We start from the raw sequence: 285 nt of genomic DNA on the forward strand, positions 1-285 counted from the left end.
TGACATCCCTCTGACCGGTGCAGAGATGCACCTTCCCTTCGGGGCAGAGGAGACAGGTGGTGCATGGTTGTCGTCAGCTCGTGTCGTGAGATGTTGGGTTCAGTCCCGCAACGAGCGCAACCCTTGACCTGTGTTACCAGCGTGTTGAGGCGGGGACTCACAGGTGACTGCCGGCGTAAGTCGGAGGAAGGCGGGGATGACGTCAAATCATCATGCCCCTGATGTCCTGGGCTACACACGTGCTACAATGGGCGGTACAAAGGGAGGCGAAGCCGCGAGGCGGAG

1 rRNA gene is annotated in these 285 nt (G+C 60.4%); it reads left to right on the plus strand.

Going from position 1 to position 285, the window contains the following annotated elements:
* A 16S ribosomal RNA gene (locus AC27E8_RS00280) occupies nt 1-285 on the plus strand; the annotation flags it as partial.

Source organism: Alicyclobacillus sp. CIJ1 (assembly GCF_057538885.1).